This window comes from Actinomadura sp. GTD37 (genome assembly GCF_041951365.1).
Lineage (GTDB): Bacteria > Actinomycetota > Actinomycetes > Streptosporangiales > Streptosporangiaceae > Spirillospora.
Genome location: NZ_JBGNUS010000001.1, coordinates 1,006,017 through 1,024,681 on the forward strand (window position 1 = coordinate 1,006,017; position 18,665 = coordinate 1,024,681).

Annotated in this window: 19 protein-coding genes; 16 read left to right on the plus strand and 3 right to left on the minus strand. The window is 72.0% G+C overall.

Annotated features, from left to right (window positions below; translation table 11 throughout):
- Positions 1 to 90: 90 nt before the first annotated feature.
- The gene (locus tag ACA511_RS04905; protein ID WP_375022831.1) at positions 91 to 357 is read right to left on the minus strand and encodes a DivIVA domain-containing protein; all 267 of its coding nucleotides are present in this window, start codon (positions 355 to 357) and stop codon (positions 91 to 93) included.
- A 286-nt stretch (positions 358 to 643) separates the two neighbouring features.
- Here ACA511_RS04905 and ACA511_RS04910 point away from each other — a divergent pair, with 286 nt between their 5' ends.
- Positions 644 to 1,597 (plus strand): alpha/beta hydrolase, encoded by a 954-nt coding sequence (locus ACA511_RS04910; protein WP_375022832.1) that lies wholly within the window; start codon positions 644 to 646, stop codon positions 1,595 to 1,597.
- Here ACA511_RS04910 and ACA511_RS04915 read toward each other — a convergent pair.
- Entirely contained in the window at positions 1,594 to 2,025 is a 432-nt protein-coding gene (locus ACA511_RS04915; protein WP_375022833.1) for a hypothetical protein, read from the minus strand. The genes ACA511_RS04910 and ACA511_RS04915 overlap by 4 nt on opposite strands.
- 308 nt (positions 2,026 to 2,333) lie before the next feature.
- On the opposite strand from ACA511_RS04915, the gene ACA511_RS04920 reads away from it, so the two are divergent.
- The 5 genes from ACA511_RS04920 (at position 2,334) to ACA511_RS04940 (ending at position 8,613) form a co-directional block, all read left to right on the plus strand.
- Positions 2,334 to 3,686, plus strand: a complete 1,353-nt coding sequence (locus ACA511_RS04920) for a DUF6801 domain-containing protein (RefSeq protein ID WP_375022834.1) — start codon at positions 2,334 to 2,336, stop codon at positions 3,684 to 3,686.
- Between the two features lie 289 nt (positions 3,687 to 3,975).
- Complete coding sequence (locus ACA511_RS04925; RefSeq protein ID WP_375022835.1) at positions 3,976 to 4,602, plus strand: hypothetical protein; 627 nt, start codon at positions 3,976 to 3,978, stop codon at positions 4,600 to 4,602.
- A gap of 100 nt (positions 4,603 to 4,702) precedes the next feature.
- On the plus strand, positions 4,703 to 7,330 hold the full coding sequence (locus tag ACA511_RS04930; RefSeq protein WP_375022836.1) for a DUF6801 domain-containing protein: 2,628 nt from the start codon (positions 4,703 to 4,705) through the stop codon (positions 7,328 to 7,330).
- A 117-nt stretch (positions 7,331 to 7,447) separates the two neighbouring features.
- On the plus strand, positions 7,448 to 7,996 hold the full coding sequence (locus ACA511_RS04935) for a hypothetical protein (RefSeq protein WP_375022837.1): 549 nt from the start codon (positions 7,448 to 7,450) through the stop codon (positions 7,994 to 7,996).
- A 23-nt stretch (positions 7,997 to 8,019) separates the two neighbouring features.
- The gene (locus ACA511_RS04940; RefSeq protein WP_375022838.1) at positions 8,020 to 8,613 is read left to right on the plus strand and encodes a hypothetical protein; all 594 of its coding nucleotides are present in this window, start codon (positions 8,020 to 8,022) and stop codon (positions 8,611 to 8,613) included.
- Positions 8,614 to 8,623: 10 nt separating this feature from the next.
- Here ACA511_RS04940 and ACA511_RS04945 read toward each other — a convergent pair whose 3' ends face one another.
- Positions 8,624 to 8,974: a hypothetical protein gene (locus ACA511_RS04945; RefSeq protein ID WP_375022839.1), complete on the minus strand. Its 351-nt coding sequence runs from the start codon at positions 8,972 to 8,974 to the stop codon at positions 8,624 to 8,626.
- Between the two features lie 230 nt (positions 8,975 to 9,204).
- Here ACA511_RS04945 and ACA511_RS04950 point away from each other — a divergent pair, with 230 nt between their 5' ends.
- Genes ACA511_RS04950 through ACA511_RS04995 form a run of 10 tightly spaced genes read left to right on the plus strand, consistent with a single transcriptional unit; the run spans position 9,205 to position 18,661 of the window.
- Positions 9,205 to 9,987, plus strand: a complete 783-nt coding sequence (locus ACA511_RS04950; RefSeq protein ID WP_375022840.1) for an MlaE family ABC transporter permease — start codon at positions 9,205 to 9,207, stop codon at positions 9,985 to 9,987.
- Between the two features lie 3 nt (positions 9,988 to 9,990).
- Positions 9,991 to 10,818 (plus strand): MlaE family ABC transporter permease, encoded by an 828-nt coding sequence (locus ACA511_RS04955; RefSeq protein ID WP_375022841.1) that lies wholly within the window; start codon positions 9,991 to 9,993, stop codon positions 10,816 to 10,818.
- Positions 10,815 to 12,065: an MCE family protein gene (locus tag ACA511_RS04960; RefSeq protein WP_375022842.1), complete on the plus strand. Its 1,251-nt coding sequence runs from the start codon at positions 10,815 to 10,817 to the stop codon at positions 12,063 to 12,065. The genes ACA511_RS04955 and ACA511_RS04960 overlap by 4 nt, the downstream gene beginning before the upstream one ends.
- Complete coding sequence (locus ACA511_RS04965) at positions 12,062 to 13,102, plus strand: MCE family protein (protein ID WP_375022843.1); 1,041 nt, start codon at positions 12,062 to 12,064, stop codon at positions 13,100 to 13,102. The genes ACA511_RS04960 and ACA511_RS04965 overlap by 4 nt, the downstream gene beginning before the upstream one ends.
- 17 nt (positions 13,103 to 13,119) lie before the next feature.
- A complete protein-coding gene (locus tag ACA511_RS04970; RefSeq protein WP_375022844.1) occupies positions 13,120 to 14,241 on the plus strand; it encodes an MCE family protein in 1,122 nt (373 codons plus the stop codon).
- Positions 14,241 to 15,233 (plus strand): MCE family protein, encoded by a 993-nt coding sequence (locus tag ACA511_RS04975; RefSeq protein ID WP_375022845.1) that lies wholly within the window; start codon positions 14,241 to 14,243, stop codon positions 15,231 to 15,233. The genes ACA511_RS04970 and ACA511_RS04975 overlap by 1 nt, the downstream gene beginning before the upstream one ends.
- A complete protein-coding gene (locus tag ACA511_RS04980) occupies positions 15,230 to 16,315 on the plus strand; it encodes an MlaD family protein (protein WP_375022846.1) in 1,086 nt (361 codons plus the stop codon). The genes ACA511_RS04975 and ACA511_RS04980 overlap by 4 nt, the downstream gene beginning before the upstream one ends.
- Positions 16,315 to 17,559 (plus strand): MCE family protein, encoded by a 1,245-nt coding sequence (locus tag ACA511_RS04985; protein WP_375022847.1) that lies wholly within the window; start codon positions 16,315 to 16,317, stop codon positions 17,557 to 17,559. Before ACA511_RS04980 ends, ACA511_RS04985 begins: the two co-directional genes overlap by 1 nt.
- Complete coding sequence (locus ACA511_RS04990; RefSeq protein WP_375022848.1) at positions 17,559 to 18,176, plus strand: hypothetical protein; 618 nt, start codon at positions 17,559 to 17,561, stop codon at positions 18,174 to 18,176. Before ACA511_RS04985 ends, ACA511_RS04990 begins: the two co-directional genes overlap by 1 nt.
- Entirely contained in the window at positions 18,173 to 18,661 is a 489-nt protein-coding gene (locus ACA511_RS04995; RefSeq protein ID WP_375022849.1) for a hypothetical protein, read from the plus strand. Before ACA511_RS04990 ends, ACA511_RS04995 begins: the two co-directional genes overlap by 4 nt.
- Positions 18,662 to 18,665: the final 4 nt, after the last annotated feature.

The window sequence follows — 18,665 nt, forward strand, 5'->3', positions numbered from 1 at the left end:
AGCGTTGGTCGAAAAAGCTCGCCGGCCCGGCTTCGGCCGTCGCTCTAGGAGTGGCCGGTTCACCGTGCGGGACAGGCCGGTGACCCCGCGTCAGGACGGCTCGTCCTCCGGCTCCGGGCGGGGGCCGGCGCGCCGCGCCTCGTCACGCTCCCGGATCAGCCGCGCCAGCTCGTCCGTCACCCGGTCGAGGAAGGCGTCGACCTCGTCCACGGAGTAGCCGGTCATCAGGCGGGTCGTCGCGAACCGCTGCCTGCGCACCGCCGCGGGCGTCAGCCGCGGCTCGCCGCTCTGCCGGGAGCCGTCCGGGGAAGGGGCGGGGGAAGCGGCCGCCTTCCGGTTCCACATCTGTTTCGCCATGCCCATGATCACCTCTTACCACAGCGTGAAGTCCCCCGGACGGCCGTTGCGGAAAGGTTTTCGAAGAACGCTGGTTCCGGGTCGGCCTCCTGAACGACGGTGAGCATCTCATCCCGGCGCCGCCGGTCGGCGTCGCACCCCCGAGGCACGCCGTATTCATCGCGCGATGACAGTTTTTCGAGGCGGTGAGAGCATCGGATGCCAAGCGGGCGGCCCGTCATTGCGCATTATCGACGGCCTCCTTATCATCCGGTCTGGCGGACGTCCCTTTCCTTGAGGAGCCCCCATGGAACCCGTGATCGAGCACCGCCTCGGCAGCAGCCCGAAAGCACGCAGGTTCGCGCTCTTCATGAGGGTTTTCATCAGGCCGGTGTTCTTCTACAGCCCGCTGACCCGTTTCATGCTGCGGCTGGCCGTCGTGCTCGACTGGGGCGCCCCCCTGCTCATGCGCCCGGCCAAGGGCACCGTGGTCGAGCGCGTCGAACTGGCGGGCTTCCACGGGGAGTGGATCCGCCCGGACGGACGCGCCGCCGACCGGGTCGTCCTCTACCTGCACGGCGGCGGCTTCTTCTGCTGCGGCCTGCGCACCCATCGCGGCCTCGTGGCGAGGATCGCGTCCCGCTCGGACGCCGTCGCGTTCTCCGTCGCCTACCGGCAGCTGCCCGGCGCGCCGCTGCCGGTCTCGATGGCGGACGCGCTGGAGGCGTACGGCTGGCTCCTCGACCAGGGCCGCAAGCCGGAGAACATCGTCATCGCGGGCGACTCGGCCGGCGGGTTCCTGGCCTTCACCAGCGCCCTCGCCGCGCTGAAGAACGGCCTGCCGGCCCCCGCCGGGATCGTGGCGCTCTCCCCGCTGGTGGATCTCGACCACGAGGCCCGCGCGTCCTACGAGCACACCCGGCGGGACGCCTACGTGCCCGTCCACCGACTGAAGGCGCTGAAGCGCCTCCTGCTCGCCGGCATGGACGGCGAACCGCTGCCGTCCCCCTGCGACCGCGACCTGCGCGGCCTGCCCCCCGTCTTCATCGTCGCCGGTTCCCGCGAGGCCCTCCGCTACGACGCGGAGCTCATGGCGGAGCGGCTCGCCCAGGCCGGAGTCCCGCACCGCCTCCAGATCTGGGAAGACCAGATCCATGTCTTTCCCGCGTTCGCCGGCGCGATCCCCGAAGGCCGCGAGGCCATCGGGGAGATAGCCGCGTTCGTCCGCGACACCACGTCCCCGGTGGCGCTCGCGGACTAGCGCGTCCGAGGCGTCGACAGGGACTCCATGCAGGAGATCAGGGCGACCTGAGTCTCGCTGTCCGAGCCGGGCGGCGGAGTCCACACGCGCACGTTGTCGGGCACGTCGACGCCGTGCCGGCGCATGCACGCGGCGAAGGCGGTGACCGTCTTGGACGGGGCCGTCGTCGGCCGCGTGGCCGCCGGTGCGGGGACGGGCGCTCCCGGCGCGGGCGTGACCGGGCTTCCGGGATCCGCGGCCGGCGGGGACGGCGCGGCCGTTCCGCCCGGCGAGGGGGAGCCGGACGAGGGGGAGCCGGCGGTGACCGGTGGCGGCGCGGTGGCGGCGCCCCCGCCGCCGGTGCTCCCGCCGCCGTCCCCGCCGCAGCCCGCCGCGGCGAGCGTCAGGGCGGCGGCGAGCAGCACCGCCGCCGGGCTGGTTCGGGGCATGGGCTCCACCTGGTCCTTCCGGTCGCGCGGCTCGGGAAACGACCGCGGGAAGTCCAATTATCAGGCCGCCCGGCAGATCCCGCTTATCAGCCGGGAAAGGTATGCGGAGGGCGGTTTGTGGGTTGATTTATAACGCGCTCCGGCGGTGCGGGCGGCGCTATTAAATGCTCGTCCGCAGATGAGCCGGCCGATTTTGTGCGCACCGGGTGAGCAATTTCTTCGGCTGTTGTCCGGTGGCCTTGTGCGGGTCCGTTCGCGCGTGTTCCCATCCGGTCCCGGACGTACGTCTCGCGATGGGTGACCTGATGATGAGTGTTCGCACACGCCGGGCCGGGCGCCTGCTGGTCACGGCCGGGGCGGGCGCGCTGCTCGCCGCCGGCCTGACCGGCGCCGGGGCCGCGGCCGCGGACGGCAGGGACGCCGATCTCACGCTGTCGTACCAGTGCGCGTTCCCCGCCGGGCCGCAGCCGGTGAGCGTCCGCTACCGGGCGGCCTTCCCGGTGTCGGCGCCGCCGGGCGCGGAGGTCCGGCCGGGTGCGGTGGCCGTGACCCTGAGCGTCCCGCGCGCCGCGGTCGCCGGCCTCGACGCCGCCGAGGTCGCCGGCACGGTGCTGGTCAGCGCGGCGACCGGGCAGAACGGGACGTCGTCCGACGCGGGCTGGCCCGCGCTGGCGGTGCCGCCGGCCGCGGTGCCGGACGAGGGGGCCGTGACCCTCACGGCGTCCGGCGACGTGCCTCCCGTGACGGCCGGGCCGACGGGCGACGTCACCTTCAGCGTCGGCGACCTGAGCCTCGGCCTGGCCCCGGCGGAGGCCGCAGCCGCGACACCGGAAGGGCAGGCCGCGACGCCGCTGGAAGGGCAGGTCGCCTGTACCGCCGTGCCAGGCCAGGACCAGGTTCTGGCCACCGTGCCCCTGTCGCCGCCCGGCGCCGGGGAGGCGCCGCCGAAACCGCCGGAGAAGCGCGCGGCGCCGCCCGCCGGGCAGGCGCCGCCGGACTGCAGGGTTCTCCAGGAGGACGGCTGGCAGTTCTCCGGCTGCCTTTACATGAACGGCTTCTCGAACGTCCGCAAACTCGGCGGGGCCGCCGTCCTCAACGATCCGGCGGCGCCGGAACCCGCGCTGACGAACGTCATGTACAACCTCGTCCCCGGCCCCACCGGGCTCGGGGTCGACGTCCGGTTCCGGTTCCACGAGCCGCTGCGATCCAACGCGACCTTCCTGACCTTCGACTTCATGCCCACGACCGCGACGATGGAGATCGACCAGGTCGGGCTGGGCACGCAGACCGCCGCGCCGTACGAGAAGGGCAAGACGCGGCAGCAGGTCCAGAGCAAGATGCGGTTGTCGATCCGGCTGTACGACGTGGCCGTCAACGGCACGCCGCTGGAGGTGGGCGACCACTGCCGGTCGGTCCGTCCGGTCGACGTCGCCCTCACCGACGCGCCCGGAGCCGACATCACCAACATCGTCAAGGGCGGGGCGTCGGACGGGACGTTCGAGATCCCGCCCTTCGAGGGGTGCGGGGTCGGCGAGGACCTCGACCCGCTGTTCACCGGGTCCGTGTCCGGGCCGGGGAACTACCTGAAGATCACCCAAGGGGCCATCTGCGGCCTGGCCGCGGCGACCTGCCCCCCTGCCGTGCCGGAGCTGAAGCGGTAGCGGCCGCCCCGCGGACATCCGCCCCCGCGGACATCCGCGCCCCGGACGGCCGGCGGCGCGCACGCGGCCGCCGCACTGCCCGCACGAGAGCGTTGTCACTCAACAATAAAGTCCGCGTAAAGCGGTAATTGAAACGACTCAGAATTTGTCATCCACGGCCGATGACGAATGTGGTTTCCGGCGAGTAACTTACCGGAGAAACATAGCGGAAACGGTTCTCGGGAGGTGATGCGGTATCGGGGGTCTCCGTCGAATTGCATAGCCGTGTTTCGAGAATTGAGAGGTAGCTGTGAAAACCAAGAAGAACGCCGGGCGGCGGAGCGGAATGCTCACCGGCGCCGCCGTGGCGCTGAGCGCCGCCGGCATCATGGCGGCGCTGCCCGCCTCGGCGGCCGCGCCCATCCACTACTCCTTCGGCCTGACGGGGTCGTCGTTCATCAAGGCCCCGAACGGCACCGCCGACCTCACGGGCGGTGTCGAGGCCGACCTCGACGTGACCAAGCCCTCGGACAACGTGGTCGCCGACCTGACGCTGAACCCGACCACGGGCCACTTCCAGATCCTCGGCTTCCTGCCCGTGGACGCGGCGATCTCCTTCGTCCCGCAGGGCCGGACCACCGGCACGTACGCCAACAGCGCGCTGACGACGCACTCGAAGATGACCGTCAAGCTCACCTCGTTCAAGGCGTTCGGCGCCATCGAGCTCGGCGGCGGCGAGAACTGCCAGACCAGCGAGCCGTCCGACATCACGCTGACGTCGGAGGGCAAGTTCATCCCGTCCCAGGGCGGCACGCTGAAGACCGCCGACTACGCGCTGTCCTCGATCCAGGACTGCGGCGCGCTGACGGGGATCCTCAACATCTTCACCGCCGGCGCCGGCAACACGATCGACCTCAAGCTCGCCCCGAAGGCGTAGGCACGCCCCGCGCCCGAACACCAGGCGTCGCCCCCGCGCACCCCGCCGGCGGGGGCGGACCGCCCTCCCATCCCCACCTCACGCACACGAGAGGTACGAGGTGAAACCCAAGAAACTCTCCCGGAGAGTCCGGACCGGCACGGTCCTGGGCTCGACGACGGGACTGCTGCTCGCCATGGCCGCCGCCGTGGCGACCGCGCCGGCGGCGTCGGCAGCGGAGCCCCTGCTGCTCAACTACAAGTGCGATTACCCCCTGGTCGGCCAGCAGGACCTCCAGGTCAAGATCTCCGCGACCATCCCCGAGAAGGTCGCGGTCAACACGCCGACGCCGACGATCAACATCCAGGCGGTGTCGACCGTCAGCGCGCCCACCACGTTCGGCCTGTGGACGACCCGCACCAAGAGCCTGACGGGCTCCGCGAAGGCCCAGGCCGTCCTCACCGCGCCGCAGTACCCGACGGGGCTGCCGCTGCGGCCGAACATGTCGCTGGCCGCCGCGGACGTCCCCGAGTCGGGGTCGTTCGACATCACCGCCACCGGCTCGCAGGTCCCGCTGACGTTCAACAAGGCGGGCTGGGCGCAGATCACGGTCGGCAACCTCGACCTGGCCATCACCCCGCTCGGGGCGGACGGGCAGCCCACCGCCCTCGGCCAGATCAACGCGTCCTGCAAGCAGGCTCCGGGCCAGAACAACGTCCTGGCCCAGTTCCTCATCGACGACGGCAGCAACCCGGCCCAGCCGGCGCCGAAGAACGGGACGTTCCCCGGACCGGTCCCGTCGAAGGTGCTCGGCGACTCGCCGGGATCGCCGGAGAAGGCGCTCCAGTACACCTGCCCGTTCCCGCTCGTGGGCGACGGCGACCTGACCGTCAAGATCAAGTCGAACGTGCCGGCGGAGATCCCGGTGAGCACCGGCGAGCTCGCCACGTTCACCAAGCCGATCGAGGTCACCTCGGTCTCCACGATCCCGGCCGACGTGAACGAGAACGGGCTGCAGCAGCTCGGCGCGGTCGAGATGGACGGCAGCGTCCTCGCGGAGCCGACCATCACGGTCCCCGAGATGGCCGGCCCCGTCCCGCTGTGGATGAAGCTCCAGCTCGCCAAGACCGACGTGCCCCCGACCGGCCCGGTCGACATCAACGGCCCCGGTTCGGCGCCCGCGCTGTCGTTCACCAAGACCGGCACGGGCAAGGTCACTCTGGACAACATCAACATCCAGAACTTCACGACCTACCAGGCCGACGGCTCGCCGGCGAACCTCGGCGACTTCACCTGCACCCTGAAGCCCGGACAGGACAACACCCTGTTCAGCTTCGACATCGTCGACGGCGGAACGCAGCCGGACCCCGACACCACTGCTCCTTCGGTTCCGGCGAATGTGTCGGGCACGGGTGCGGACGATTCGGCGTCGGTGAAGTGGGATGCCTCCACCGACAATGACGGTGGTTCGGGTGTGAAGGGCTACTACGTCACCGTGGACGGGCAGAAGCGTCCTGACGTGGTGACGGGTACGTCCTCGACGGTTTCGGGTCTGGCCAAGGGTGACCACACGTTCGCGGTGTCGGCTGTGGACAATGCGGGCAACGAGTCCGGGGCTTCGGCTGCGGTCACGGTGAACGTGCCTGGTGTGGTGGAGCCGGACACCACTGCTCCTTCGGTTCCGGCGAATGTGTCCGGTACCGGTGAGGGTGAGTCGGCGTCGGTGAAGTGGGATGCGTCCGCCGACAATGACGGTGGTTCGGGCGTGAAGGGCTACTACGTCACGGTGGATGGCGAGAAGCGTCCTGACGTGGTGACGGGGACGTCCTCGACCGTTTCGGGTCTGGCCAAGGGCGACCACACGTTCGCGGTGTCGGCTGTGGACAACGCGGGCAACGAGTCCGCCGCGTCCGCCGCGATCACGGTGAACGTGCCCGGGACCGGGCCTGCGCCTGACACCACTGCTCCTTCGGTTCCGGCGAACGTGTCGGGCACAGGTGCCGACGATTCGGCGTCGGTGAAGTGGGATGCCTCCACCGACAATGACGGTGGCTCAGGTGTGAAGGGCTACTACATCACCGTGGATGGCGAGAAGCGTCCTGACGTGGTGACGGGGACGTCCTCGACGGTTTCGGGTCTGAGCAAGGGTGACCACACGTTCGCGGTCTCCGCTGTGGACAACGCGGGCAACGAGTCCGAGGCGTCCGCCGCGATCACCGTCGCGGTGCCCGGCGACGACACCCCGCCCGGGGACACCGTCTCGTACGCGCTGACCGGTACGTCCGCCATCAAGGGCGGGAACGGCAAGGTGGCGCTGAACGGCGCCGTCAGCGCCGAGGTCGACGGCAGCGGCAAGGTCGCGGCCGACCTGACCCTGAACCCGACCACCGGCAGCTTCTCGCTGTTCGGGTTCCTGCCGGCGACCGCCGACATCGCCTTCGCCCCGCAGGGCAAGACGACCGGCACGCTGTCGGGCGGCACCCTGACCACGCAGACCAAGACGCTGGTCAAGATTCCCGCGATCAAGGTGTTCGGGCTGAACGTCGGCGGCGGGGAGACCTGCCAGGCGGGCGCTCCGGCCACCATCCCGCTGAAGTCCACCGACTTCAGCGTGGCCGGCGGCGGCACGCTCACCGGCGAGTACACCCTGCCCGGCCTGACCGGCTGCGGCTTCCTCACCCCCGTCATCAGCCAGCTCGTGGCCGGCGGCGGAAACAAGATCGACCTGAAGGCCACGCCGAAGAAGTGATTTCCCGGCAGTGACCGAACGGTCCTGACACCGGTCCCCGCCGCCCGTCCAAGGACGGCGGCGGGGACCGGCTCACCCGAATTGCGCGACCACCCCGAGTCCCTGAAGGAGAATTCGATGATTCGGCGATTGATCATCGGAACCGTGCTCGTGTCCGTGACCGCCACCGGGGCCGCGGCCTGCGGCGGCGACGGCGGGGGAGGCGGCGGCGGCAAGACCAAGCCGGAGGTCGCGTGGGCCGGGCGCGTCTGCGACGGCGTCACCGCCGGCGGCGCCGGCCTGAGCTTCCCCAAGCTCGACCCGAAGGACGAGGCGAAGTCCGCGAAGGCGATCGCCGGGTTCCTCGATTCCATGGACCGGCACCTCAAGGCCCTGGAGACGCAGGTGCGGGATGCGGGCGCGCCGCCGGTCGGCGGCGGCCAGGCGGCCCTGGACTCGGCCCTCGCCAACCTGCGGGAGACGCGGCAGGCGGTGCGGCTCGCCTCGGCCCGCATCACGAAGGCCGAAGTGACCGACGCCAAGTCGTACAAGGCGGCGCTCGGCGAGGCCGGGCAGGCGATGCGGAAGGTCCAGACCTACCAGGGGCCGACCAAGGACCTGCGTGCCGACCCCGCGCTCGCCAAGGCGTTCGACCAGGCGAACTCGTGCCGGACGCACCAGCTGTGAATCCCGTGGTCAGGAGCAGCACCATGTCAAGGCGCGTGATCGCCGGTCTCGTCCTCGCCGCACTCGCCGCCGGGCCGCTGACCGGCTGCGGCGGTGCCGGCGACGCCGGTCCCGGAGGCATGCCGGGGGCGACCGGCTCGGCGGTGAGCGCGAAGCCGCGGGCGAAGGCGGGCAAGGAGACCGTGGCGTGGGCGGGCCGCGTCTGCGACGCGCTGTCGGGCGGGCTCACGAAGTCCCCGCCGCCCAAGATCGACCCGAAGGACGTCGCGGAGTCCGAACGCGCCATCGCCGCGTACATGACGGGGATGGCGAAGCGGCTCGGCACCGTCCGGACGAGGCTGGCGGAGGTGGGACCGCCGCCGGTGCCCACCGGCCAGGCGCTGCTGACCGGGATGGGCGGCGACCTCAAGGCCGTCCAGGGGCAGCTCTTGGCGGCGGCGTCCGGGCTGCGGGAGACGAAGGCCGGCACGCCGGCGTTCCGGACGGCCCAGGGGAACGCCGGGAAGGCGATGCGCCGCCTCGGCGGCTACCAGCCGCCGACCCGGGCGCTGCGCGCCGACCTGTCCCTCGGCGACGCCTTCACCCGCGCCGCCCCCTGCCGCGAGGGTGGTGTGTGACCCGGCGGGGTCATCGGGCGCCGGTGGCCTTCATGCAGGTCATGAGCGCTTTCTGGGTGCGGCCGTCCTGCGGGTCGGGACGCCAGGTGCTCGTGTCGGACGGCATCTTGACGCCCTGCTTGCGCATGCAGGCGACGAACGCGTTGACGACCTTCGGCGGCGCGGACGACGGCACCCCGCCGGGCGCCTTCACCGCGCCGCCCTGGGCGGAGTCGCCGGCCCCGCCCGGCGCGGACGCCTCGCCGCCCGTGGTGGCGGACGCGGACGCGGTCGGCTTGGCGCCGTCGCCGTCGTCGCCGCCGCACGCGGTCAGCGCCAGTGCCGGGACGAGCAGCAGAGCCGCCAGGTGACGTCGGTTCACTGGGGGTCCTTCCAGCGGGATGGGGCCTTGACGATATCCGGTCGCCGGAGGCCGCGTCCGCCCGGTCCGGCCGTCCGCCGCGCACAACAATTCCGGCGACCGACGGAAAACATGTCATCGGCGAATAGAAAACGCCGCATCCGGCTTTTTATGGGGCACGGCTTCTTGCGGCGTGAATTTACCGAACAGTAGTTTCGCCGAAAGGCTCGAACGGGAAAGGAGGCCGGACCATGGCGCCCGTTCTCGGATATCCGGTGAGCGCGCTGCGCGAGGCGGGCCGGATGTTCGCGCTCGCCGCGACCGTGCTCGGCATGTCGGTCCGGCGGCCGTTCCAGTTCCGCGAGTTCGTCGAGCAGTTCTGGTTCATCGCCAGCGTCACGATCCTGCCGACCGCGCTCGTGTCGATCCCGTTCGGCGCCGTGACGTCGCTGCAGGTCGGCTCGCTCACCCAGCAGTTCGGCGCGCAGTCGTTCACCGGCGCCGCCAGCGTCCTCGTCGTCATCCAGCAGGCCAGCCCGATGATCGTGGCGCTGCTGGTGTCCGGGGTGGCGGGCTCCACGATCTGCGCGGACATCGGGGCCCGCACGATCCGCGAGGAGCTGGACGCGATGGAGGTCCTCGGCGTCTCCCCGGTCCAGCGGCTCGTCGTCCCGCGCGTCCTCGCCTGCGTCGCCGTCGCGTTCCTGCTCAACGGCCTGGTGTCGGTCGTCGGCGTCGCGGGCGGCTACTTCTTCAACGTCCTGATGCAGGGCGGCACGCCCGGCGCGTACGTCGCGAGCTTCTCCGCCCTCGCCCAGCTCCCCGACATCTACGTCGGGGAGGCGAAGGCGCTGCTGTTCGGGTTCGTCGCCGGCGTCGTCGCCTCCTACCGGGGCCTGAACCCGAAGGGCGGGCCGAAGGGCGTCGGGGACGTGGTGAACCAGTCGGTCGTCATCACGTTCCTCCTGCTGTTCCTGCTCAACCTCGTGATCACCGGGATCTACCTCCAGGTCGTCCCGCCGAAGGGTGGCTGAGTCATGGCCGTGTTGCGAGCGGGACCCGCGCGCTGGTTCGCGTGGCTGGACCAGCCCGGCGACCAGGGCACCTTCTACGTGCGGGCGCTGGTGTGGACGCCGCGCGCCCTGCGCCGCTACCGCGGGGAGGTGCAGCGGCTGCTCGCCGAGGTGGCGTTCGGCAGCGGCGGCCTCGGCGTCATCGGCGGGACGATCGGCGTCATGGTCGCGATGACGCTCGCGACCGGCGTCGTCGTCGGCATGCAGGGCTACTCGGCGCTCCAGCAGATCGGGACGTCCGCGTTCACCGGGTTCGCGTCCGCGTACATCAACACGCGCGAGATCGCCCCGGTCGTGTCGGGGCTCGCGCTGTCGGCGACCGTCGGCGCGGGGTTCACCGCGCAGCTCGGCGCGATGCGCATCAGCGACGAGGTGGACGCCCTGGAGGTCATGGGCATCCCGTCCCTGCCGTACCTGGTGACGACGCGGATCATCGCGGGCGCGGTCGCGATCGTCCCGCTGTACGCGATCGGGCTGCTGTGCGCGTACCTGGCGTCCCGCGAGGTCACGGTCGTGTTCAACGGGCAGTCGGCCGGCACCTACGACCACTATTTCGCCCTGTTCCTGTCACCGGTGGACGTCGTCCTGTCGTTCTGCAAGGTGCTGGTGTTCAGCGTCCTGGTGATCCTGTCGCACTGCTACTACGGCTACCGCGCGGCCGGCGGACCCGCCGGGGTGGGCCGCGCCGTCGGCCGCGCGGTCCGCACGTCGATCGTCCTGATCAGCGTCAGCGACTTCTTCTTCAGCCTGGCGCTGTGGGGGACGAACACGACGGTCAAGGTCGCCGGATGAGCGCCCCCGAGACGGTCCCGAGACGGCTCGCGGGCGTGGCGTTCCTGCTCGTGCCGGTGCTGCTGATCTGGCTGTCGGTCGCCGTCTACGACAAGAGGTTCACCGAGGTGAGCTGGGTGACGCTGCGGACGGCGAGCGCGGGCAGCGAGATGCATCCGCACGCGGACGTCAAGCTGCGCGGCGTGGTCGTCGGCGAGGTCCGGGAGATCTCCTCGGACGGCGGCGTCGCGACGCTGAAGCTGGCGATCCAGCCGGACAAGGTGGCGCTCCTGCCGGGCAACGTGTCGGCGCAGCTGCTGCCGACGACGCTGTTCGGGCAGCGGTTCGTCGCGCTGATCCCGCCCGCCGCGCCGAGCCGCGCGCGGCTCACCGGCGGGAGCGTGATCAGCCAGGACCGGTCGGCGAACGCGATCGAGCTCCAGCGGGTGCTGGACAACCTGTATCCGCTGCTCACCGCCATCCGGCCGGCGGAGCTGGCCGCCACGCTCACCGCCGTGTCGCAGGCGCTGGACGGGCGCGGCGCGGAGCTCGGGCGGACGATGGTCGAGCTGGACGCCTACCTCGGGAAGATCAACCCGAGCCTGCCCGCGCTCAACCGCGACATCGGGCGGCTCGTCGAGGTCACGCGCCACTACGACCAGGCGGCGCCCGAGATCCTCCAGGCGCTGAACGACTTCGCCTACACGAGCCGGTCGCTCGTCGACCAGCGGAACAACCTGGCGAGCCTGTACGCGTCGGTCACCGACTCCTCCCAGGACCTCGCGGACTTCCTCCACGAGAACTCCGGCAACTTCATCCGGCTGGCGGCGACGAGCCGTCCGACGCTGGAACTGCTGCGCGAGTACTCGCCCGAGTACCCGTGCACGCTGCGCATGCTCACCGACTTCGTCCCCGTGATGGACGAGGTGCTCGGCAAGGGCACGAAGCGGCCCGGCCTGCACGTGAACGTGAAGACGCTGCCGTCCAAGGGGCGGTACGGGCCGGGCAGGGACCGTCCGCGCTACACCGAGGGCGGCGGCCCGCACTGCTACCCGGCGGCCGGGACCGTGAAGTCGGCGCCGCCGGACGCGGACACGCCCGTCGCCGTCGCCCCCGGCGCGCTCGGCCTGCCGAACTCCCCCGAGGAGAACCGCCTGGTCAACGAGCTGCTCGCGCCCGGCCTCCAGGAGGTCCCCGAGGCGCTGCCCGACTGGAGCAGCGTCCTGCTCGGCCCCGTCTACCGGGGCGCGGAGGTGAGGCTGAAGTGAAGCGGCAGGGGCTCGCGCGCCCGCTGGCCAAGTCGGCCGCGTTCGTCGCGGTGACCGTGGTCGCGACGCTGATGCTGGCGCTCAGCATCACGCGGGCGGGCGGCGGCGACACCGTCTCCTACCAGGCGCGGTTCACCGACGCGTCCGGGCTGCGCGAGGGCGACGGCGTCCGGATCGCGGGCGTCGAGGTCGGGCGGGTCGCCGGGATCAGGGTCGTCGAGCACCGGGTCGCGCTCGTCTCGTTCGGCGTCGACCGCGGCCACCGCGTCCCGGCGTCGTCCACCGCGACGATCAAGTACCTGAACCTGATCGGGCAGCGGTACGTCGAGCTGGCGCGCGGCCCCGGCGGGACCGGGACGCTGCCGCCGGGCGCGACCATCCCGGTCGAGCGGACGACCCCGGCGCTGAACCTGACCCAGCTGTTCAACGGGTTCCAGCCGCTGTTCCAGGCGCTGTCGCCGGAGGACGTCAACCGGCTCGCCGGCTCGATCGTCCAGGTCCTCCAGGGCGAGGGCGGGACGGTCGAGGGGCTGCTGTCCAGCGTCGGCTCGCTGACCAGCGGAATCGCCGACAAGGACGCCGTCATCGGCCAGGTCGTCGACAACCTGAACGCCGTCCTGGACACCGTCAACGGGCGCGGCGACAACCTCGGCCCGCTGATCGGGACGCTGCGCCGGCTCGTGTCCGGCCTGGCCGCCGACCGCACGGCGATCGGCGCGGCGATCAGCGCGCTGGACGACCTCGCCGGCACCACCTCCGACTTGCTGAAGGACGGCCGCGAACCGCTCAGACGCGACATCGCGCAGCTCGGGCGGCTGTCGGAGAACCTGTCGGACGCCTCCCCGAAGGTCGACTCGTTCCTGCGGACGCTGCCGGTGAAGATGGCGGCGATCGGCCGGATCGCCTCGTACGGGTCGTGGATGAACCTGTACCTGTGCGAGGCCGACCTCAGCGGCGTCACCTACAAGCAGTACCCGGGCGAGGAGCACCCGCCGCCGGCCGGCGTCCCGCTGACGGACGGACGGTGCGGCGCATGAGAGGGAAGGCGCGGCGCATGGGCACGGGCACGGGCAAGCGCTTGGGCACCGGTGAACGCGGCGGACCGGGCGACCGGCGCGCCAAGAGGAGACGGCCCAGGCTGAAGCCCGTCCGGGAGCGGAACCCGATCGCGGTCGCGGTCGTGTCGCTCACGCTCATCGTCGTCGCCGGGCTGCTGTCGTTCAACGCCAAGGACCTGCCGGTCATCGGCGGCGGCACCGGCTACAGCGCGGACTTCAGCGAGGCGGCGGGGCTGCGGTCCGGCAACGAGGTGCGGGTCGCCGGGGTGAAGGTCGGCGAGGTCACCGGCGTCCGGCTGAACGGCGCGAAGGTGACCGTCGCGTTCCGCGTCGCCGGCACCTGGATCGGCGACGCCAGCACGGTCACGATCGCGATCAAGACGCTGCTCGGCGACAAGTTCCTCGCCGTCGACCCGCTCGGCGCGCACCGGCAGGACCCCGGCCGGCGCATCCCGCTCGCCCGGACGACCTCGCCCTACGACGTGACGGAGGCGTTCGAGGACCTCGCCGGGACGGTCGGGCGGATCGACTCGGCGAAGCTCGCCGCGAGCCTCGACGCGATCTCCACGACGTTCGCCGGGACGGCGCCGAGCGTCCGCAAGGCGCTGGACGGCGTCTCCGCGCTGTCGAAGACCGTCTCGTCGCGGGACGCGGAACTGGCCCGCCTGCTCGCCAACACCCGGCAGGTCACGGGGACGCTGTCGGGCCAGAGCACGAACGTCGAGGCGCTGCTGCGGGACGGGAACCGGCTGCTCGGCGAGATCCGGCGGCGCCGCGAGGCCATCCACGCGCTGCTGACCGGGACGCAGGAGCTGTCCCGGCAGATCGTAGGGCTCGTCGACGACAACCAGCGGCAGCTCGACCCGATGCTCCGGGCGCTCGGCCGCGTCACCGACCTGCTCCAGAAGAACCAGGACAACCTCGACAAGGCGCTGAAGACGGCCGGGCCGTACACGCGGCTCCTCGGCAACACGCTGGGCAGCGGCCGCTGGATGGACGGCTACCTGTGCGGGCTCGTCCCGGACGAGTACCGGACGGACGCACCCGGCAAGGGCTGCAAGCCGCCCAAGAAGTCCGGGGCGGCGTCCCCCCGGACGACGAAGGAAGGCGGCCGCTGATGCTGCGCAGACTGGGCACACCGCTCCTCGCCGCCGGAATCGCCGCCGTCGTCGCGCTCGGCGCGTTCGCGGCGCTGCGCGGGCCGGACGGCACCCGGATCACCGTCCGGTTCCGGGACGCGGTCGGCGTCTACAAGGGCTCGGACGTGCGGGTCCTCGGCGTGAAGGTCGGCGTGGTCGACTCCGTCCGCGCCGAGGGAACGCAGGTCAGGGCGGTCATGACCGTCGACCGGGGGGTGGACGTCCCGGCCGGCGCGAAGGTGGTGGCGGTCGCGCCGAGCCTCGTCGCGGACCGGTACGTCCAGCTGACGCCCGCCTACACGTCCGGCCCGAAGATGGCGTCGGGCGCGGTGATCCCGGCCGACCGGACGGCGACGCCGATGGAACTCGACAAGGTCTACGAGAGCATCCGGAAACTCGCGACCGACCTCGGCCCGAAGGGCCTCGACAAGGACGGCGCGCTGTCGCGGGTCCTGGAGACGGGCGCGGAGAACCTGGACGGGAACGGCCGCGACATCCGCACCACGACCGAGCGCATGGCGCAGGCCGCGAAGACGCTGTCGGGTTCGCAGCGGGACCTGTTCGCGACGATCCGCGGCCTGCAGACGTTCACGACCATGCTGAAGACGAACGACGGGCAGGTCAGGCAGGCCGAACGGCAGCTCGCCGACGTGACCGGGTTCCTCGCCGACGACCGCGAGGAGCTGGACGCCGCGCTGAAGGCGCTGACGGTGGCGCTCGCGCGGGTCAAGGTCTTCATCCAGGACAACCGGAAGCGGCTCGCCGGGAACGTCGAGAGACTCGCGAAGATCACGCAGCTGCTGGTGAAGCAGCGCCGGTCGCTGGCCGAGGCGCTCGACGTCCAGCCGCTGAACGCGACCAACATCCTCAACGCCTACGACCCGCGGACGCGGACGCTCATGGGCAGGCAGAACCTCAGCGAACTGACCCCGCCGCTGCCGGTGGCGGGGAGCCGGAAGGCGGCACCATGACCCGCCCCGTTACCGCCCCCCTGCGCGTCGCGTGCCTGGCGCTCGTGTCCGCCGCCCTCGGCGGCTGCGGGTTCTCCGGCGTGCAGGAGCTTCCGCTGCCCGGCGGGGCGGACCTCGGCGACCACCCGTACACGGTGAGGGCGCGGTTCGCGAACGTCCTGAACCTCGTCCCGCAGTCGGCCGTGAAGGTCAACGACGTCGCGGTCGGCCGGGTCGTGTCGGTCGCGCTGCCGCGCGGCGGCTGGACGGCCGAGGTCACGATGAAGGTCAACGGTGATGTGCGGCTGCCCGCGAACGCGTACGCCGAACTCCGCCAGTCGAGCCTGCTGGGCGAGAAGTTCGTCCAGCTCAGCGCGGGCCCGGAGAACGGCCCGGGGGGCGCCGCCGCGCCGGGCGGCGTCCCGCCGGGCGGGGCCGCGCCGTCCGCGGGCGCCGGGACGCTCGCGGACGGCGCGGTGATCCCGGCGTCGCGGACGAACCGGAACCCCGAGGTCGAGGAGGTGTTCGGCGCGCTGTCGATGCTGCTGAACGGCGGCGGCATCGCGCAGCTGCGGACGATCACCGTCGAGCTGAACCGGGCCCTCGGCGGCAACGAGCCGGAGGTCAGGTCGCTGCTGGAGCGGGCCCGGAAGCTCGTCGGCGACCTGGACGCGAACCGGAAGGGCATCACCGACGCGATCGACGGCCTGAACCGGCTGTCCGGCACGCTGCGCGGACGCGGGGAGCAGATCGGCGTCGCGCTCGACGACATCCGGCCCGGCCTCGCCGTCCTCGAAGAGCAGCGGGGCGCGCTCGTCCGGATGCTGACGTCGCTGGACGGGCTGTCGCGGGTCGCGGTCGGCACCGTCCGGCGGAGCAAGGACGACCTGATCGCCGACCTCACGGCCCTCGAACCGACGCTCCGCAAGCTGTCCGACGCCGGCCGCGACCTGCCGGACGCGCTGCAGGTCCTGCTGACCTACCCGTTCACCGACGCCGTCCTGCCCGCCGTCAAGGGCGACTACCTGAACGTGTACCTCCAGGTCACGGCCCGTCCGGGCACCCAGGTCGTCCCGCCGATCACGCCGCTCCAGGGGGACTGATGCTGACCGCCGGCACCAGGATCAAGAACATCGTCTTCCTCGTCGTGGGCGCCTTCGCCATGGGCTACGTCGGGCTCAGCTACGCCGACCTCGGCGGATACGTCGGATACCGCGACTACTACGTCGTCAAGGCCGACCTCGCCGAGGCGGGCGGGCTCGCCCAGAACGCCGACGTCACCTACCGGGGCACCTCGGTCGGACGGGTCGGCGGGCTGCACGTGACCGGCGACGGCGTGCTCGCCGACCTGAAGATCGAGAAGTCGGCGCCGAAGGTCCCGGCGGACACCCGGGCGGTCGTCGCGAACCGGTCGGCCATCGGCGAGCAGTACATCGACCTGCGCCCCATGACGGCGTCCGGCCCGTACCTGGCGTCCGGCTCGGTCATCCCGCGCGCCTCGACGGCGACGCCGGCGCCCGTGACGGACCTCCTCACCAGCCTGAACGACTTCGCCACGTCCGTCCCGACCGACTCCCTCCGGACGGTCATCGGCGAACTCGGCCAGGCGTTCGCCGGACAGGGCCCGAACCTCCAGGTCCTGCTCGACAGCACGCGGTCGCTCACCCGCGCCGCCAACGAGAACGCGGGGCCGACGACGTCCCTCATCGGCGACGGCGAGACCGTCCTGCGGACCCAGAACGAGGAGGCCGCGTCCCTGAAGTCGTTCGGGCGCAACGCGCGGCTCTTCGCCGCGCAGCTCCGCACGTCCGACCCGGCCTTCCGGAAACTCGTGTCGACGGCGCCCGGCGCGGCCGGTGAGTTCCGGGCGCTCGTGCGCGACCTCGACCCGTCCCTCAGCGTCCTGGTGGCGAACCTGCTGACGACGTCCGAACTGATGGAGCCCCGGTCGGACGGCCTGGAGCAACTCCTGGCCAAGCTGCCGGACGCCGTCGCCTCCGGAATGTCCGTCGTGCAGGACGGCAGGCTCAACTTCGGCATGGTCACGACGTTCTTCAACCCGCCCAACTGCACGTCCGGATACGGCGGCACCAAGTACCGCGACGGGCTCGACACGTCCCCCGCCCCGGCGCTCAACACGGCCGCCCACTGCGCGACGTCGCCGTCCACCGGCGTCAACGTCCGGGGCGCCGGCAACGCCCCCCGTCGCCCGGTACCGACCCCAGCGCGCGCGGGCTCAGTGCTCAACACCGGAGACTCCACCCTTCCGGGCGCACTCGCTCTCCCCGGCGTCCCGGACGGCCCCACGACCATGAGCACACTCCTCGGCCTCCAAGGAGCCCCCTGATGCCGGCGACCGCCGAGCAGAGAACGCGCCGCAAGCCGTCCCTGCGGCGGGGCCGGCACTTCGCCCGCAGAGAGCCGGAGGGGAAGGCCCCTGCGCCCCGGCGTGCGAACGGCCTCGCCCGGCGGGGTCTGATCGGCTGGGCCGCACTCGCCGCCGCCGTGCTGCTCCTCGCGTGGTCGGGCTGGGCGGTGCGGCAGGACGGTGCCGAGCCGCGGAGCGGGCCCGCGAACGCCCGGGACGCCGTCCTGCGGAGCGCCCGGCAGCAGGTCGCCGCGCTCAACACCATGAACCCCGCGCAGGTGGACGCGGGGCTCCGGGCCTGGGCGGACGCCTCCACCGGCGCCCTCCGAGATCAGCTCGACCGGGACCGGGCGCAGAACCGCGCGAAGATCGGACGCTCGCGGACCACCGCGGCGGCGACCGTGACCGGGGCCGCCGTCGTGTCGCTCGACGCGCGGGCGGGCAAGGCGAAGGTCATCGCGTCCGTGCAGGTGACGCTCACACTGCACGGCGGTTCGCCCACGTTGCAGCGCAAGCGCTTCGAGGCCGGGACGACGCGCACGCCGTCCGGGTGGAAGCTGGAGTCGCTCACCGCGATACCGGTCGGTGCGCGATGAGGAGGCTGCTCCTGATCGCGCTCGGCGTCGCGCTGGCGGCACTGGCGCTGCGTCCCGCCGCCGGGCTGCTGCGCGACGACGGGACCCCGCGGGACGCGGCCGTCCTCGACGGCGTGGCCACCACCGAGGTGATCGGCGACGTGTCCACGTCGCTCGGCAAGGTCTTCACCTACGGACCGGACGACGTGGCCGCCACCGGGCAGGCGGCGGACCGGGAACTGTCCGGCGCCGCGCTCCAGCAGTACCGGCGGCTGTTCGGGCAAGTGGCGCGGCAGGCCCCGGCCCAGCGCGTCACGCTGACCACGCGTGTCGTCCGGGCCGGGGTCGTCTCGCTGACCGGCGACACGGCCCGGCTGCTCGTCTTCCTCGACCAGAACGCCACGCGGGCCGGCAAGCCCGCCGGGACGCCCGCCGCCGCGCAACTCCTGGTGACCGCGCACCGCGAACGCGGCCACTGGTCGATCACCGGCCTGACATCTGCGTGAGGGA